Raw genomic sequence first — 14,754 nt, 5'->3', positions numbered from 1 at the left:
ACTTCAATCCATCCGGATCGTGACAAACCTCAGCTCACCGGTCTTCGACGCCAGCATCAGCAGCGCGTTCTTGCGCCCCTGCTCCTTCAGCGCGCCGATCCGGTCCATGACATCCTTGGGCGTGGCGACCGATTCCTGCGCGATCTCGGTGATCACCTCGCCCGGCTGAATGCCGCGCTCGGCGGCGGCCGAATCCTTGGCCACATCGGTGACGACGACACCCGAGACATCGGCGGCAATGCTGAACTTCTTGCGCGTCTCGTCGTTGAGTTCGCCGACGGTCATGCCGAGCACCGAGGCGGTCGAGACGGCCGGAGCCTTGTCGCCGCCCTTGTCCTGGTCGGTGTTGCCATTCTCGCCGCTGGCGAGCTTCTCGCCATCCTCGAGCCGGCCGAGCGTCACCTTCACCGTCTGCTCGACACCCTTGCGCACGATCAGCACGTCGACGGCTTTGCCCACCGGGCTTTCGGCCACGACGCGCGGCAGGTCGCGCATTTCGTGGATGTCCTTGCCATCGAACTTGATGATGACGTCGCCGGCCTGGATGGTGCCGTTGTCGACAGGCCCGCCCTTGATGACGCCGGCCACCAGCGCGCCCTTGGCGGTCGCCATCCCCAGGCTTTCCGCGATGTCGTCCGTCACCGGCTGGATGCGCACGCCGAGCCAGCCGCGCCGCGTCTCGCCATACTGGCGCAACTGGTCGACGACGCCCGAGGCGAGCTGCGAGGGAATGGAGAAGCCGATGCCGATCGAGCCGCCGGAGGGCGAAATGATCGCGGTGTTCATGCCGATGACCTCGCCGGCGCTGTTGAACAGCGGTCCGCCCGAATTGCCGCGGTTGATCGCCGCATCGGTCTGGATGAAGTCGTCATAGGGGCCTGAATTGATGTCGCGGTTGCGCGCCGAGACGATACCGACCGTGACCGTACCGCCGAGGCCGAACGGATTGCCGACCGCCATCACCCAGTCGCCGACGCGCATCTTGGTGGAATCGCCAAATTTCACCGCCGTCAGCTTGTGGCCTTTCGGATCGACCTTCAGCACCGCGACGTCGGTCTTGGTGTCGGTGCCGACCAGCGTCGCCTTCAAGGTCACACCATCGGAAAAATTGACCTCGATGTCGTCGGCATCGGCGATCACGTGGTTGTTGGTTACGACGATGCCTTGCTCGGCGTCGATGACGAAGCCCGAGCCCAGCGACTGCACCTTCTGCGAGCCGCCATCCTTTTCGCCACCGCGGTTCTTGAAGAAGTCGTCGAAGAAGTCCTGGAACGGCGAGCCTTCGGGCAGCTGCGGCATCGGCACGGCGCTTGGCCCTTCGGTGCCCTTCACCGTCTGCGAGGTCGAGATGTTGACCACCGCGCCGAGCACGCGTTCCGCCAGGTCGGCAACCGAGGCAGGTCCGTCGGCGGCGAATGTCGGCGTCACGAAAGACGGAACGGCTGCGGTGCCCAGGACAAGCGCTGCGGCGCCGGCGACCAACGTCCGTCGAGCGGCGCGCAAAAGGGTGTTGGATGTCATCGAGAAGCCTCCCGGCATTTCTGAAAGAGAAAAGCGCTTCGACGAAAACGCCGTGTCGCGCCATGATGGCAAGAAATACGGCACGTTTGCGGCTATGGCTATCGGCGGAGCGTAAATCGAGCGTTATTCCGCAAACCGGATGCCTTTACCCGCTCCGCACCAGCCAGACGATGCCGACACCGATGGCGATCGCCACCAGGCCGCCGATCCGCAGTGCATTCTCCGGCATCGACAGCACTTCGCCCGCGAGCTTCCTCGCAAAGCTGGGGAAGCCGCCATAGACCAGGCCCTCTATGACAAGGACCAGGCCTATCGCCGCGAAGAAATCTTGCACCGGCCGCTACTGGCCGGTGCTGGGTTGTGTCGTCGGCGCGGCAGGTGCCGCAGCCGGCGCGGTTGCTGGCGAGGCCGGTTTCGCCGGCCCTTCCTTGCCGTCGGGATCGCGGAAGAAGCGGAAGAACTCCGAGCCCGGCGACAGCACCATCGTCGTCCCGGTGTTGTCGAGCGCGGTACCATAGGCATTCATCGACCGGTAGAAATCGAAGAACGCCGGATCACGCTGATAGGCTCCCGCGAAGGTGGCGCTGCGCTGGGCTTCGCCCTCGCCGCGCAGGATCTCGGACTCCTTGCGTGCTTCGGCAACGATCTCGACCACTTCACGATCGGCGCGTGCCGTGATGCGCTGTGCGGCTTCGTTGCCGCGTGCCCTCAGCCGCGCGGCCTCCGCCAGGCGTTCCGCCTTCATGCGGTCGTAGGTCTGCTGGGAGACTTCGGCCGTCAGATCGGTGCGGCGGATGCGGACGTCCTCGATCTGCAAGCCGAGCGAGGTGGCGTCGGGCCTGAGCTGATCGCGGACTTCGCGCATCATCACGGCACGCTCTTCGGAGAGCGCGGCTTCGAAATCGCGCAGACCGTAGACGCGGCGCAAGGCAGCGTCGAGACGCGTCCTGAGCCGGGCCTCGGCCAGTTCGATCTGACCGGACACTGCCGCACGGAAGACACGCGGATCCGAGATGCGGTAGGCGATGAAGGCATCGACCTCATAGAATTTGCCGCCCGACACCTGGACGCGGATGTTGTCGAGGTCGAAGCGCAGCACCCTGTTTTCGATCAGCTGCACCGTGTCGGCGTCGAAGAACGAGAACGGCGCCTTGAAGTAGATCCCTGGCTCGCTCTTGACGTCGACGATCTCGCCGAAGCGGAGCACCAGCGCCTGCTGGCGCGCATTGACCACGAAGACCGAGGAGTAGATCAGGAAAAGGATAACCGCCGCCACGACGGCGAAAATGGGAAGACGGTTGGCCATCACTGGGTACCTCCCGTGTTCGCAGCCGGCGCGGCCGGTGCCGGTGGTTTCGGCTGCAATGCGGGCAGCGGCAGATAGGGCACGACACCTTGTCCGTTGCCCTGCTCGACGATGACCTTGCTCGAGTCCTTCAGAACCCTCTCCATGGTTTCCAGATAAAGGCGTTTGCGCGTGACATCGGGGGCTTTGACATATTCGTCGTAGACCGAGATGAAGCGCTGGGCCTCACCTTCGGCTTCCTGCACCACACGGTTCTTGTAGGCGGCCGCGTCTTCGCGGACCTGGGCGGCCTCGCCGCGTGCTTGGCCGAGCTTCTGGTTGGAATACTGATTGGCCTGCTCGACGAACTTGTCCTCGTCCTGCTCGGCGCGCTGCACCTCGTCGAACGCATCCGCCACCTCGCGTGGCGGCGCCGCGTCCTCGATGGAGACGGCGTTGACGTTGAGACCGGCCTTGTAGCCGTCCAGCGTCGTCTGGATGATCTCGCGCACCGAGGCCGCAATGCCCTGGCGGTCGTCGCGGAAAATGTCCTGCGCCGGCCGGCGGCCGACCGCTTCGCGCATGGCGCTCTCGGCAACCTGCCGCAGCATGCCGTCGGGGTCGGAGACGTCGAACAGGTAGGCGCGCGGGTCGGAGACCTGGTAGGCCACCGAAAACTGCACATTGACGATGTTCTGGTCGCCCGACAGCATCAGGCCGTTGCCGCTGGTGTTGCCGCCGCCAATGTCGACGAGCTGCTCTGAAATCTTGGCCGTCTCGACGGTCTCGAGCGGCCACCAGTGGAAGTGCAGGCCTGGCTGGGAAAGCTCGGCCTTCGGCTTGCCGAAGCGCAGTTCGACCGCGACCTCGTCGGGCTGCACGGTATAGACCGCCTGGAAGGCCCACAGAACGACCAGCACCGCGGCGATCAGCCCGAACACGGCCGGACTGGCGCCCCCGCCGCCGGGCAGCGCGCGCCTCAGCCGATCCTGGCCACGGCGAATGATGTCTTCGAGGTCTGGAGGCGACCCCTGCGGGCCGCTCGGTCCCTTCGGTCCCTGCCCCCAGGGGCCCTGGTTGTTACCGCCGCCACCCCACGGGCCGCCGCCTCCGCCACCTTTGTCGTTCCAGGGCATGAATGTCCTTTCGCTTGGAATTCCCTCAAGCGCCGCGGTTACGGCGCAAATCCAGTGTCGTTCTTCTATAGGGACGCCAGGGCGCGCTTTCAACGCGACGCCCGCCGACTTCATCGGATTTGGGCCGGTAGCGACCCTTTGTCGTCCTACAATCGCGCTTTTGTCTTCAAACTATCTCGCGGCGGCGCTCGTAAACCGTATAGCGCGTCGCATGACTGTCCTTTTCTCCTGATGGAACCTCCTGCGAACTGACCACGTGCCATGTATCGGGGTCGATCGGCGGGAAATGCGCATCGCCGTCGACGGCGGCCAGAACATGGGTGACGTGCAGACGGTCGGCCAGCGGCAGCGCCTGGGCATAGATCTCGCCGCCGCCGATGACACAGACCTCGTCGACGCCGCTCATGCAGCGGCCGCGCACGGTCGCCAGCTGGATCGCGGCTTCCAGCGTATGCGCCACCTCGACGCCCTCGGCGCGCCAGGCCTTGTCGCGGGTGACCACGATGTTCAGCCTGCCCGGCAGCGGGCGGCCGATGCCTTCATAGGTCTTGCGGCCCATGATGATGGGCTTGCCCATCGTGTCTGCCTTGAAGCGCTTGAGGTCGGTGGAGAGCCGCCAGGGCAACCCGCCTTCCCGCCCGATCACACCGTTCTCGGCAATGGCGACGTAGATCGTGACATGCATCAGTTTGCGTCCCCGCCATTGCTGTCCGACGGTTCGAGCAGGAGGATATCGATATCATGCTCGGGATAGAAATCCTTCGCTGTCATTTCGAAGCTCGTCGGCCCGACCTTTTTGACATTGTCGCCGCAGAACGAGACCAGGGCTTTCGGATTGCCCTTGTCGACGGTCAGCTTGAACTTGCCGATGGTGCCCGCCGCCCAGTTGCCGCCGGTGGTCAGGATATAGGCGATGCGGCTTTCGTAGAATTTGGGATAGCCGTCCGGATTGTCCTTCGCCGCCCTGCGCACCGCATTCTCGAAAGTGCCGTCCATGCAGTAGCGGGTCTTGTAGGCGGCGTATGAGCCCTGGAACTGGCCCTCATTGAAAAAGCTGACCGACGACGTGCCGCCGACGCTAGGCTTGTAGCGGTGCGAGACGTGAACGTCCTTGTTGGCCGGAAAGGTCGAGCGCCACCAATAGGTCGAGCGCAATTGCCAGAACGGCGCATAGCCGGGTTTTTGGCCGCCACTGTCGTCAACAGTGTCCTCGATGATGATGCCGCGGTTGACCCAATCGTCGGCCACCGCTTGCGGAAGCTTCGCCAGTGCCGCCTTGGCGGCGTCGCCGAACGGGTTGAACGGCACGTTCTGGGCTTTCAAATCCGTGCCGACGTCGATGCCGAGCGCGAACACCTTCTGCTCGAGCTCAGGCTTTGCCGGCGCGCCGTCGATCGTCACCTCGAAGCCGAGGAAATTGTCACTCTGGTTTTCGGGGATCGCCGGCATCTCCTCGGGATCGCCTGAAATGTCGGGCATCGGGAAGGCGACGATCGCCTCGACATCCTTGTCGGTGTTGTTGTGGAAGACGTAGTCGACCGTCACCTTTTGCGGCGAGATGAAGAGGTCCTCGCTTTGCATCGCCACGGCATCGCTGCGCGACAGGATCAGGCCGCCGGTGCCAAGTTCGGCAACCGAGTCGTTGGCCAATGCAGGCGCCGCCGACAGGGCCAGCGCGGTGGTCAAGATATATCGCAGCATGAAAGCCCCCTCGGCGAGAATGCCCTCATGACCCTAGCCGTTTCAATGCGGCGTTTCAAAGCCCTTCCGCGTCCAGGGCATGCGTGACCGGCTGGACACGCATGCGGTCTGGACACGCATGCGGTCTGGACACGCACGCGCGGTCTGGACTAACAGGTTCCGATCGGGCAGGAGTTCGCGCCATGCGCAAGCTTCTCGTCATCGGCATCGGCGCCGGCAATCCCGACCACATGACGGTTCAGGCCATATCGGGCCTGAACCGGGCGGACGTCCTGTTTATTCCCGACAAGGGCGCCGACAAGACAGAGCTCGCCGACCTGCGGCGCGGCATCTGCGACCGCTTCGTCACCAACCCGACCTCACGCCGGGTCGAGTTCGACGTGCCGGTGCGCGCCGAACCAACGTCTTCCTATCGCTCGACCGTCGACGACTGGCATGAGGCGATCGCCGTCATCTACGAGGGACTGATCCGCGACGAGATCGCCGGGGATGGCTGCGGCGCCTTCCTGATCTGGGGTGATCCCTCGCTCTACGACAGCGCATTGCGCATCCTCGAGCGCGTGCGCCTGAGGGGCAATGTCGCCTTCGAACTGGAAGTCATCCCCGGCATAACAGCCATCCAGGCGCTGGCCGCCAGTCACAAAACGGCGCTGAACCGCATCGGCGATCCCGTGCTGATCACCACCGGCCGCCGCCTGACCGAGGAAGGCATGCCGGACAATGCCGGCAGCGCCGTCGTCATGCTCGACGGCAAATGCGCCTTCAACACGCTGGCCGACCAGGATCTTTTCATCCAATGGGGCGCCTATCTCGGCACACCGGACGAGATCATCATCTCCGGCCGCCTCGGTGATGTCGGCGCGGAGATCGAAAAGCGCCGCGACGAAGCGCGTAGGGAAAAGGGCTGGATCATGGACACGTATTTGCTGCGGAAGCAGGAGTGGTGAGTAGTGAAGCTGTCCTAATCCCTACTGACTACTGACTATCCCCCTACCCCGCTTCGATCTCCGCCTGCAGCGCATCCATATGCGTCGCCGCTGCGGCGGACGCCGCGCGCTCGATGGCGCGAAAGCGGCTGACCACCGCCAGGCCGACCGTCGTCAGCTGCGCGCCGCCGCCCTTGCGGCCCCCGGTCTGCGCCGAGACCAGCGGCTTGCCGAACACCCGGTTCATGTCCTCGACCAGATCCCAGGCGTGCTTGTAGGACATCTCCATGCCGCGCGCGGCGGCCGAGATCGATCCGAACGTGGCGATGTGCTCCAGAAGCTCGATCTTGCCAGGACCGATCCGTCCATCCGGATCGAGATTTATCCGCAAGCTCAGCGACGGCATTTTTGCTCCTCCACGATCGCTTCAGCTTCAGCGACCGTTATTCCAAAACAATATATCGGCGATCACCACCCCTGTCAGCCGTCGGCTTCGAGCGGCAAGCCGGCGCCGGTGTTCGCCCGGTCGAAGCTCACCGTCTTGACCACCGCGAGAACCTTGCCGCCGGGACGCAGCTTCAGTGCCTGCCGCGACTGTTCGGTGATGCGGGCGAGCACCGTTGCGCCATTGCAGTCGATGCCGACTTCGACCGTCGGCCCCTCGCCCGGGCTGATCGCGACAATCGTGCCGGGCAGGATGTTGAGCGCGCTGAGGCCCGTCGGTTTCTCCGTGGCGACCATCACGTCGCGAGCGCGAATGCGGATACGCACGGAAGCCCCAGGCTTCATTTCAAGGCGCGGCACGCGGATCTCGCCGGCGGCCGAGCCGAGCACTGTCATCCCGAAAGTCTCGTCGTGACGCAGTACCTTCGTGTCCAGCACGGCGCCACCCTCGCCGCGCTCTTCGGCCGGCAACAGGTCAAGCCTTTGCATGACGGCCTCGGTCGGGCCGCTGGCGGTGACCTTGCCCTGCGCCAGCATCACCACGTCGCTGGCCAGCCGCGCCACCTCGGCGACCGAATGGCTGACATAGACGATCGGGATCTTCGTTTCGTCGCGCAGCCGTTCGATATAGGGCAGGATCTCGGCCTTGCGCGCTTCGTCGAGCGAGGCCAGCGGCTCGTCCATGAGCAGCAGCTTCGGGCTGGCAAGCAGCGCCCGGCCGATCGCCACGCGCTGTTTCTCGCCGCCCGAGAGCTTTGCCGGTCGCCGCCCGAGCAACGGGCTGATGCCGAGCAGTTCGACGACACTGTCCATATCCGCGTAGCGTTCCGCCGCCGGCGTGAACCAACGGCCGTAGCGCAGATTGCTGATCACGCTCATATGCGGAAACAGGCGCGCATCCTGGAACACCATGCCGATACGGCGCTTGTGCCTTGGCACGAAAATGCCGGCACCGGTGTCGACCAGAACGCGGCCGTCGATCTCGATGCGCCCCTTGTCCGGCCGGATCAGCCCGGCGATCATGTTGATCAGCGTCGTCTTGCCGGAGCCCGACGGCCCGAACAGCGCCGTCAGCCGCCCGGCGCTCTCGAAGCGGGCATCGATGGCGAAATCGCCAAGCCGGTGGCTGATGTCGACAAGGACGCTCATTCGATGTCCATCCGCCGCCCGACGCGCCGCGCCAGCACTTCCGAGGCGACCAGTGCCGCCATCGAGATGACGATGGAAATCAGCGTCAGCCGCAGCGCCCCTTCATCGCCGCCCGGCACCTGGGTAAAGGTGTAGATCGCCGATGGCAGCGTCTGCGTCTCGCCAGGGATGTTGGAGACAAAAGTGATCGTCGCGCCGAACTCGCCCATCGCCTTGGCGAAGGACAGGATGGCGCCGGCGATCAGCCCGGGCAGGATCAGCGGCAGCGTGATGGTGCCGAACACCCACACAGGATTGGCGCCGAGCGTCCCTGCGGCCGCCTCCATCTTGCGGTCCACCGCCTCGATCGACAGCCGGATCGCCCGCACCATCAGGGGGAAGCCCATGACGCCGCAGGCAAGGGCGGCACCCGTCCAGCGAAACGAGAAGACGATGCCGAAATGCTCGGCCAGGAATGCGCCGGCCGGGCCGCGCCTTCCGAAAGTCAAAAGCAAGAGATAGCCGGTCACCACGGGTGGCAGGATCAGCGGCAGATGCACCAGCCCGTTGAACAGTGTCTTGCCCCAGAATTTCCCCCGGGCAAGCAGCAGCGCTATCGCTATGCCCGGCGGCAAACTCGCGAGCATCGCGACCGTTGCCACCTTGATGGACAGCCGGACCGCATTCCATTCGTCGGGACTGAGGTCCAGCAGCCAGTTCATCGCGCGGTATCGGGGCCTTTTCGAAGTCAGTTGCTCGGCGTGAGCACGGTGAAGCCCTGTTCCTTGAAGAGCGCGCCGGCCTTGGCGGATTGCAGGCACTTCAGGAAGGCCATCGTATCCTTGTCCTTCGAATCGGTGGTCTGGGCAACCGGATAGATGATCGGCGGATGTGAATCCTCCGGGAAGGTGCCGACCACCTTGACGCCCTTTTCGGCGTGCGCGTCGGTGGCATAGACGATACCGAGGGCCGCCTCGCCGGTCGAAACCAGCTTGAGCGCCGCACGGACATTCTCGGCCTGCGCCACCTTGCCCTCGACCGAGGACCAGACGCCGAGCGATTGAAGCGCCGCCTTGCCGTATTTGCCGGCCGGCACGGCCTTGAAGTCGCCCATGGCGAGCTTGCCGTCGCCAACCAGCATGGCGAGGTCAAAACCCTTCTCGATCTTGGTTTCAACCGTCGAATCCTTCGGCGCCACCAGCACGATCTGGTTGCCGAGCAACTTCACTTCGGTATCGGGCTTGGTCAGCTTCTTGTCGGAGAGATATTTCATCCAGTCGAGATCGGCCGAGATGAAGACGTCGGCCGGTGCCCCGCCCTCGATCTGCTTGGCCAATGCCGAACTCGCGGCATAGGAAACGGTCGCGGCCTCGCCGACATCGGCTTTGCAGGCCTTGTTCACCGCGTCGAGCGCATCCTTGAGGCTCGCCGCCGCAAACACCACGACCTTGTCTTGCGCGTGCGCTGCCGGCATTGCCGCCATCAACGCAGCCGCAAAACCGCCAATGGCGACCACCCTCAACCCGAAACCTTTGCGCGTCATCGGAAACTCTCCCTGTGTTCAAAATCCGATCGGCTCGAACCTGCAGACCGATATATCCGCATGGATATAACAAGGGAAGGCCTGGTCTGCCGAAACGCCATCTGGTCTTGTGATTGGTACTGCCTGATTGTTCTGATAAGACGACCGGGGATAAACAGCGAACGGGACGCCAATGAAGATCAGCGCCCGCAACGTTCTCAAGGGAACGATCACCGAAATCGTCAAAGGGGCCACCACCTCGCATGCCCGCATCGACATCGGCGGCGGCGCCATCGTCACCGCCTCGATCACCAACGAAGCCGTCGCCGATCTCAAGCTCGAAAAGGGCAAGCAGGCCTATGCCGTGGTCAAGGCCTCGGACGTGATGGTCGGCATCGGCTGAAAAAACGCGGCTCAGACCGCGATAGGCGCCTTGATCGACGCATCGGCGGCGTAGTTATCCAGCCGGAAATCCTCGAAGCGGAAGGCGAACAGGTCCTTCACGTCCGGATTGATCCACATCGTCGGCAGTGCCCTTGGCGTGCGCTGCAACTGTTCGCGCGCCTGCTCGAAATGGTTGGAGTAGAGATGCGCGTCGCCGAGCGTGTGGACGAAATCGCCCGGCTTCAGCCCGGTCACCTGCGCCACCATGAGCGTCAGCAATGCGTAGGACGCGATGTTGAACGGCACGCCGAGGAAGATGTCGGCGGAGCGCTGGTAGAGCTGGCAGGAAAGCCGGCCCTCGGACACGTAGAACTGGAACAGGCAGTGGCAAGGCGGCAGCGCCATGGCTTCCACCTCGGCGGGATTCCAGGCCGAGACGATCAGTCGCCGCGATTGAGGATTGCGGCGGATCTCCTTGAGAAGATTGGCGATCTGGTCGATCGAGCCGCCATGACCATCCGGCCAGGAACGCCATTGCTTGCCGTAGACCGGGCCGAGATCGCCATTCTCGTCGGCCCATTCGTCCCAGATCGAAACGTCATGGTCGGTCAGGTACTTGATGTTGGTGTCGCCGGCCAGGAACCACAGGAGTTCATGGATGATCGACTTCAGATGCAGCTTCTTGGTGGTGGTGACCGGAAAGCCGCGCGCCAGATCGAAGCGCATCTGGTAGCCGAAGACGGAGCGTGTGCCGGTGCCGGTGCGGTCGCCGCGATCGGCGCCGTTTTCCAGCACATGCTGCAAGAGGTCGAGATATTGGCGCATCGGTTTCGGCTCGATTCGAGTGTTTGGGCATTATAGCGGCCAGACCGGCGGCCGAACACAGCAAAACGGTACAAACGACGCTTGCCCCACCACTCTTTCCAGAGTCGGCGCTGCCCCTCATTGTCCTGCCGGACATTTCTCCCCGTATAGTGACGGGGAGAAAGAAGCTGGCCGCTACGCTGACGCCCTTTTTGCAACGTTGGTCATTGGCGAAATCATCGATGGCAGATCCCCTCTCCCGGTCACTATACGGGGAGAGGATGCCGGCAGGCAGGTGAGGGGCGGCGCAAACCCCCGACAAAGCGAAAATAAAAGTTGGAGCGGCTATTCTGCCGTACCAGCCCTCGCAAACTGATGCGCGAGCGTCACAGAGAGCCGAGCTTGCCCAGATCCTTGGCCACCAGATAGTAGAAGGTCACGCGGTTCTTGGTGTTGTCGGCGTGCATCGCCTTGCAGGTCTTCTCGATCGCGGCGTCGGCCTTCGCCCCGTCGGTGACGCCGAGCTTCTTGGCCACCCAGCTCTCCTTGACCCGCCCCAATTCCTTCGGGTCCGTGCAGGACACCAGCGAGGAGTCGCGGTTCCTCAGCGCAATGCCCAGATGCTTGACGATCTTTTCGACCGCATCGGCGTTTGCCGCGGCGTCATACTTCTTCACATCCGCAAGATAGTCGGCCATCAAAATTCCCCTCGTCGGCGCCACGGATCCGATCGATGAGGACTGTGGCGCGCTTCGCAACTTGTGCGCTAGGTCGCTAACTCCTCACCGCTCGCAAAGCTTCGGTTGAGACCGCGCCCAAGTCAACCCTTGGCGTCGCGATTTGACACAGGGACAAAGCATCATTGCGGCCTTTCATTTCCGGCAAACGCCCCCTATATTCGTTTTGTCGGCTTGACCGACTATGGCGATAAATGGGCGATGAAATAAGCCGTTCGGACCCGGGGGCGGTACCCGGCGCCTCCACCAAAAGCCGCTTTTGACGACAGAGCGGTTTTTGCTGGGGGCGAAATAGGATCGACGAAGGTGTAAAGATCGTACTTTTGCCCGGCATTGTACCACCGTCATCGGGCTAAACTTATAGTTGCCAACGACAACTATGCGGAAGCACGTCTCGCTGCTTAATGCAGTGCGATAGCTTCAAATCAAGCCCTAGGGGTTCGCACTTCTAGGCGGGGTTCGGAGGTACCTGGCAACAGAAACCTCCACTTCTCCCCCTTCAATTTGCATCACGCGCAACGGCTCCTGCCGTCAAGACTTCGCACGGCCTGATGCATGTCGCCCGGAAGTGTCCTCGGTTCCGGGATAACGACATGCATAAATCAGAAGCTTACAGCAGGTCGGGCGAATCCTATTCGCCGCGACATGCTGTAGAAGCCGCGAAGCCGCTGCGTCGCGTGCCCTTTCTCCATGGACAAAAAATGCAAAACGATTCCGATCGATTCTTCGTGCTGACCGGCGGCCCGGGCTCCGGCAAGACCACCTTGATCGAAGCCTTGCGGCAGACGGGCTTTGCGACCTCTGTAGAAGCCGGACGCGGCATCATCCGCGACCAATCCGCCATTGGCGGAACCGCCCTGCCCTGGAGCGATCGCGCATTGTTCGCCGAACTGATGCTGTCCTGGGAGATGCGCTCGTATCGTGCGGCCCGCGCGTTGGCAGGGCCGGTCTTCTTTGACCGCGGCGTGCCGGACACGATCGGCTATCTCAGGCTCTGCGGCCTGCCGGCGCCGGATCACCTCACCAGCGCCGCCATGGAATTCCGCTATGCGCGTCGCGTCTTCATCGCCCCGCCATGGCCGGAAATCTTCACCCAGGACGAAGAACGCAAGCAAACGCTCGACGAGGCCGAGCGCACTTGCCAATTAGTGGCAGGCGTCTATGCCGAACTTGGCTACGAATTGGTGACCTTGCCGCTTGCGCCAGTCGAGGAGCGCGTGCGCTTCCTCCTCGACGCTGCTGGATTGCCGCCGACATTGCGGACATAGAGCGGCCGGCCCGGTCCGGCCCTTCATGCGCGTTGTCGGAACCAGGCGACACCTTGTAGATTGAACCGGCATCCTGGAGGTTGAAAACATGGCGCTCAAGCGGATGGACAATGTAGGAATCGTGGTCGAGGACCTCGGAGGGGCGATCGATTTCTTTCGCGAACTCGGCCTCGAGTTCGAGGGGCGGGCCACGATCGAAGGAGAATGGGCCGGGCGTGTCACCGGACTGGGCGATCAGCATGTCGAGATTGCCATGATGCGCACACCGGACGGCCACAGCCGGCTGGAGCTCTCCCGCTTCCTCACGCCGCCTGTCGTCGCGGATCACCGGAAAGCCCCGGTCAACGCGCTGGGCTACCTCCGCGTCATGTTCACCGTGGACGACATCGACGATACGCTTGAAAGGCTCCGCACGCGCGGCGCGCAGCTCGTGGGCGAGGTGGTCGAGTACAAGGACGTGTATCGGCTCTGCTACATCCGAGGACCTGAAGGGCTTCTCATCGGCCTCGCCCAGGAACTCAGCTGAGCGCCCGCACTGCCGCCGGCACAAAAAAGGCCGGGATCGACCCGGCCTTTCCTGGTTCACTGAGGATTGCCTATTCCGCCGGCGCTTCGACGGCTTGCCGCGAACGGCCAAGCGTGACCTTCGCCAGTGCGAACGATATCACCGCGCAGAGCGTGATGCCGGCGACCATCGGCAGCGGCGTGCCGTCGAAGAACACGCCGGCAACGCCCATGGCGAGCGCGCCGATGGCAAAATGCAGCGTGCCCATCAGCGCCGACGCCGTGCCGGCGATCTCGCCATGCTCTTCCATGGCCAGCACCGAGGTGGTCGGAATGACAAGCCCGAGGAAGCCGTAGCCGACGAACAGCAGGGCCGCCATAACATCGAGCCGGTCGACCCCCGTCGCCATGATGGCGAACAGCGCCACCATGGTCGTGGCATAGCCGGTCACCGCTACCCACACCACGCGCTTCAGCCCGAACCGTTCCGAAAGCAGGCCCGTCAGCTGCGACATGCCGATGAAGGCAACCGCGTTGATCGAGAAGAACACGCTGTAGACCGAAGGCGACAGCCCGTAATGGTCGATAAGGATGAAGGACGAACTCGACAGATAGACAAAGAAGCTCGCAATGCCGAAGCCGGCGATTGCCACCAGGCCAAGGAAATTACGGTCGCCCATCAGGAAACGATAGCCGGCAAGCGCGGTACCGAAGGAGGAGCCGACGCGCTCTTCCGCCGGCCGCGTCTCCTTGAGCGAGGTCGCGAGCAGGATGGTGGCAAGCACCGCCGCGCCGGTCACCGTCCAGAACACGGCGCGCCAGCCGAAATTCTCGATGATCTGGCTACCGGTCAGCGGCGCCAGGATCGGCGACACCGAGAACACCAGCATCAGCAGCGACATCAGCTTGGCGGCCTCGTTGCCGGTGTGCAGGTCGCGCACGATGGCGCGCGGAATGGCCATGCCGGCGCTGGCGCCAAGCCCCTGCAGGAAGCGGAAAGCGATCAGCCATTCGATGGTCGGCGCCATTGCCGAGCCGATACCGCCGGCCATGAACAGCGCCAGTCCGCCATAGAGCGGCAGCTTGCGGCCGACCATGTCGGAGATCGGCCCGACGACGATCTGGCCGAAGCCCATCGACAGGAAGAAGATCAAAAGGCTCATCTGCACGGCGGCGGTGCCGGCATGAAGATCGGTGCCGATCGACGGCAGCGCGGGCAGATACATGTCGATGGCGAACGGGCCGATGGCGGACAACAGGCCGAGCACGACCGCGATGCGGAGGAATTTGGGACTCATGATATTGGCTTCTTTCGAATCTGGTTGCCGCCGCCAGGCGACGTCTGACCCCAGGACGTTCCATCCCGAGGGATTCCTACTCCCAGAGCGAATTTA

18 protein-coding genes and 1 other RNA gene are annotated in these 14,754 nt (G+C 63.5%); 6 read left to right on the top strand and 13 right to left on the bottom strand.

Annotation, left to right across the window (positions count from 1 at the left end; genetic code table 11):
• Positions 1-3: 3 nt before the first annotated feature.
• Positions 4-1,521 (bottom strand): DegQ family serine endoprotease, encoded by a 1,518-nt coding sequence (locus EN824_RS03860; RefSeq protein ID WP_135866490.1) that lies wholly within the window; start codon positions 1,519-1,521, stop codon positions 4-6.
• Here EN824_RS03860 and EN824_RS36520 point away from each other — a divergent pair.
• Entirely contained in the window at positions 1,511-1,636 is a 126-nt protein-coding gene (locus EN824_RS36520) for a hypothetical protein (RefSeq protein WP_272483008.1), read from the top strand. The two genes, EN824_RS03860 and EN824_RS36520, sit on opposite strands and share 11 nt — an antisense overlap.
• A gap of 30 nt (positions 1,637-1,666) precedes the next feature.
• Here the strand turns inward: EN824_RS36520 and EN824_RS03855 are convergent, their stop codons facing one another.
• The 5 genes from EN824_RS03855 to EN824_RS03835 form a co-directional block, all read right to left on the bottom strand.
• Positions 1,667-1,855, bottom strand: coding sequence for a DUF2065 domain-containing protein (locus tag EN824_RS03855; protein WP_127281294.1), 189 nt, complete (start codon positions 1,853-1,855; stop codon positions 1,667-1,669).
• Positions 1,856-1,861: 6 nt separating this feature from the next.
• Positions 1,862-2,827, bottom strand: coding sequence for a protease modulator HflC (locus EN824_RS03850; protein WP_135866488.1), 966 nt, complete (start codon positions 2,825-2,827; stop codon positions 1,862-1,864).
• Complete coding sequence (gene hflK / locus EN824_RS03845; protein ID WP_127871641.1) at positions 2,827-3,942, bottom strand: FtsH protease activity modulator HflK; 1,116 nt, start codon at positions 3,940-3,942, stop codon at positions 2,827-2,829. Before hflK ends, EN824_RS03850 begins: the two co-directional genes overlap by 1 nt.
• 166 nt (positions 3,943-4,108) lie before the next feature.
• On the bottom strand, positions 4,109-4,627 hold the full coding sequence (locus EN824_RS03840; RefSeq protein WP_127279687.1) for a dihydrofolate reductase: 519 nt from the start codon (positions 4,625-4,627) through the stop codon (positions 4,109-4,111).
• Positions 4,627-5,643: a DUF4424 domain-containing protein gene (locus EN824_RS03835; RefSeq protein WP_135866485.1), complete on the bottom strand. Its 1,017-nt coding sequence runs from the start codon at positions 5,641-5,643 to the stop codon at positions 4,627-4,629. Before EN824_RS03835 ends, EN824_RS03840 begins: the two co-directional genes overlap by 1 nt.
• Before the next feature lie 182 nt (positions 5,644-5,825).
• Here EN824_RS03835 and cobF point away from each other — a divergent pair, with 182 nt between their 5' ends.
• Positions 5,826-6,590, top strand: a complete 765-nt coding sequence (gene cobF / locus EN824_RS03830; protein ID WP_127279685.1) for a precorrin-6A synthase (deacetylating) — start codon at positions 5,826-5,828, stop codon at positions 6,588-6,590.
• A gap of 43 nt (positions 6,591-6,633) precedes the next feature.
• Here the strand turns inward: cobF and EN824_RS03825 are convergent, their stop codons facing one another.
• The 4 genes from EN824_RS03825 to modA form a co-directional block, all read right to left on the bottom strand.
• A complete protein-coding gene (locus EN824_RS03825) occupies positions 6,634-6,975 on the bottom strand; it encodes a winged helix-turn-helix domain-containing protein (RefSeq protein ID WP_127279684.1) in 342 nt (113 codons plus the stop codon).
• A gap of 74 nt (positions 6,976-7,049) precedes the next feature.
• Positions 7,050-8,162, bottom strand: a complete 1,113-nt coding sequence (modC, locus tag EN824_RS03820; RefSeq protein ID WP_135866483.1) for a molybdenum ABC transporter ATP-binding protein — start codon at positions 8,160-8,162, stop codon at positions 7,050-7,052.
• Positions 8,159-8,863, bottom strand: a complete 705-nt coding sequence (modB, locus tag EN824_RS03815; RefSeq protein WP_135915640.1) for a molybdate ABC transporter permease subunit — start codon at positions 8,861-8,863, stop codon at positions 8,159-8,161. The genes modC and modB overlap by 4 nt, the downstream gene beginning before the upstream one ends.
• A gap of 26 nt (positions 8,864-8,889) precedes the next feature.
• Positions 8,890-9,684 (bottom strand): molybdate ABC transporter substrate-binding protein, encoded by a 795-nt coding sequence (gene modA / locus EN824_RS03810; protein WP_135931915.1) that lies wholly within the window; start codon positions 9,682-9,684, stop codon positions 8,890-8,892.
• 172 nt (positions 9,685-9,856) lie between these two features.
• On the opposite strand from modA, the gene EN824_RS03805 reads away from it, so the two are divergent.
• Positions 9,857-10,066: a molybdopterin-binding protein gene (locus tag EN824_RS03805; protein ID WP_135915638.1), complete on the top strand. Its 210-nt coding sequence runs from the start codon at positions 9,857-9,859 to the stop codon at positions 10,064-10,066.
• Between the two features lie 11 nt (positions 10,067-10,077).
• On the opposite strand, the gene EN824_RS03800 is transcribed toward EN824_RS03805, so the two are convergent.
• Together EN824_RS03800 and EN824_RS03790 are read right to left on the bottom strand one after the other, a co-directional pair.
• Positions 10,078-10,872, bottom strand: a complete 795-nt coding sequence (locus tag EN824_RS03800; protein ID WP_135915637.1) for a thymidylate synthase — start codon at positions 10,870-10,872, stop codon at positions 10,078-10,080.
• Positions 10,873-11,237: 365 nt separating this feature from the next.
• Positions 11,238-11,549 carry a DUF2853 family protein gene (locus EN824_RS03790; protein ID WP_127281000.1) on the bottom strand — a complete coding sequence of 104 codons (312 nt, stop codon included), beginning with the start codon at positions 11,547-11,549 and terminating at the stop codon, positions 11,238-11,240.
• Positions 11,550-11,717: 168 nt separating this feature from the next.
• Here EN824_RS03790 and ssrA point away from each other — a divergent pair.
• The 3 genes from ssrA to EN824_RS03775 all read left to right on the top strand — a co-directional run bounded on the left by ssrA (position 11,718) and on the right by EN824_RS03775 (position 13,382).
• Positions 11,718-12,078: a transfer-messenger RNA gene (ssrA, locus tag EN824_RS03785) on the top strand.
• Positions 12,079-12,289: 211 nt separating this feature from the next.
• Entirely contained in the window at positions 12,290-12,856 is a 567-nt protein-coding gene (locus EN824_RS03780; RefSeq protein WP_135932123.1) for an AAA family ATPase, read from the top strand.
• An 88-nt stretch (positions 12,857-12,944) separates the two neighbouring features.
• Positions 12,945-13,382, top strand: coding sequence for a VOC family protein (locus EN824_RS03775; protein ID WP_135931914.1), 438 nt, complete (start codon positions 12,945-12,947; stop codon positions 13,380-13,382).
• A 70-nt stretch (positions 13,383-13,452) separates the two neighbouring features.
• Here EN824_RS03775 and EN824_RS03770 read toward each other — a convergent pair whose 3' ends face one another.
• Positions 13,453-14,658: a multidrug effflux MFS transporter gene (locus tag EN824_RS03770; protein WP_127279265.1), complete on the bottom strand. Its 1,206-nt coding sequence runs from the start codon at positions 14,656-14,658 to the stop codon at positions 13,453-13,455.
• Positions 14,659-14,754: the final 96 nt, after the last annotated feature.

The sequence above is a fragment of the Mesorhizobium sp. M8A.F.Ca.ET.181.01.1.1 genome, from assembly GCF_004792025.1.
Lineage (GTDB): Bacteria > Pseudomonadota > Alphaproteobacteria > Rhizobiales > Rhizobiaceae > Mesorhizobium.
Note: the sequence above shows the minus strand (reverse complement) of the source record. Positions and strands in the feature narration are given on the sequence as shown.